The sequence below is a fragment of the Sphingopyxis sp. genome (assembly GCF_035998965.1).
Classification (GTDB): domain Bacteria; phylum Pseudomonadota; class Alphaproteobacteria; order Sphingomonadales; family Sphingomonadaceae; genus Sphingopyxis.
The window spans coordinates 1-1,509 of record NZ_DASYHE010000070.1 but is presented as its reverse complement, the minus strand read 5'-3'; the positions used below and the strand labels follow the sequence as shown (position 1 = coordinate 1,509).

The window sequence follows — 1,509 nt, the reverse complement described above, 5'->3', positions numbered from 1 at the left end:
GCTGTTCTTGCCGACGATACCGAGCAGCATCAGCACGCCGATGAACACGGGAAGCGAGAGCGGATAGCCCGTCAGCAGCAACGCGACCGCCCCGCCGAGCGGGGCGAGCAGAAGCGAGCCCATGTTGACGAAGGGCGGGATAATCTTGCGATAGAGCAGGATCAGGACCGCCAGCACGAGGAAGATCCCCGATACGACCGCGATCGCGAAATTGCGCAGCATCTCGGCCTGCCACTTGGCACTCCCGAGGACCAGCCGCGTGACCCCGGCGGGCAAGGTCTTGAGTGCCGGCAGCGCTTCGACCTTATCCATCGCCTGACCGGTCACGAGACCCGGAGCAAGGTCGGCCCCGATGGTGAGCTGGCGCACCTGGTTGGTGCGATTGATCTGGGTCGGGCCGGCGCCGAAGCCTATCTCGGCCACGACAGAGAGCGGCACCGTTCCCCCGTTCCGGGTCGGAACAGGCATGTTGCGCAGCGTATCGAGCCGCTCGCGCGCGGTTTCCGCAAGCGCAACGCGGACGGGGATTTGCCGGTCAGACAGCGAGAATTTGGCGCTATTCTGGTCGATCTCGCCAAGCGTCGCGACGCGGATCGACTGGCTCAAAGCCTGTGTCGTTACGCCAAGCTGCGCCGCGAGCGCAAAGCGCGGGCGAATGACGATTTCCGGGCGCTGGAGATTGCCCTCGACACGCGGCGAGCGGATCTCTTTCACCTTGGCCATTTCGGCAAGCAGCCGGTTGCCGACATCCTCGAGCTTCTTCGGGTCGTCGCTGCCGAGCGTGATCGAGATGTCACGGCTGCTGCCGCCGCCGCCGCCATGCTGCGACTGGAAGTTGATGCGGGCATCGGGAACCTGGGCCAGCCGCGGCGCGCGGTCCTTTTCGAACTCGGTCGAGGTAAGCTCGCGATCCTTGCGCAATTTCAGATAGACCGTCGCCGTGCCGACATCGATCCGCGACAAGGCGGATTCGACGAGCGGATCGCGCTTCATGAGATCGGTCACCTCGTCGGCCACCGCCTCGGTCTGTTCAAGCGTTGCACCCGGGGCGAGCTGGATGGCGACGCGGCTCGTGTCGGAATCGATCGACGGCTGGAAGGTCATCGGGAGCAGCGAGAAGCTGAAAATGGTCGCAAAGAGCGCCAGCACCCCGATCCCGACCACCCAGACGCGATGGTCCTTGATGTAACCGAGCCATTTCCAGCGCCCGCCGCGCGCACGCGCGGCAGCGGCCCCGCTGGTGTCGAGGCTCCAGCGCAAGATGCGCATATAGGTGTCGATCAGCGGGCCCTCGCCATGCTTTTGCGGACCCTGCGCGGAGAGAAAATAGGCCGCAAGCATGGGTGTGATCATGCGCGCGACCGCGAGGCTCATCAGCACCGCGGCCACGACCGTCAGTCCGAAATTCTTGAAATATTGCCCGGCGACGCCCGGCATCAGCCCGACCGGCAGGAACACCGCGACGATCGTCATGGTTGTCGCGAGCACCGCGAGGCCGATCTCGTCGGC

The 1,509-nt window shown here is 65.1% G+C and carries 1 protein-coding gene; it reads right to left on the bottom strand.

Translation table 11 applies throughout. The annotated features are described in order from the left end of the window. The coding region (locus VGN68_RS12495; RefSeq protein ID WP_327477152.1) for an efflux RND transporter permease subunit at nucleotides 1-1,509 on the bottom strand (1,509 nt) is incomplete at both ends.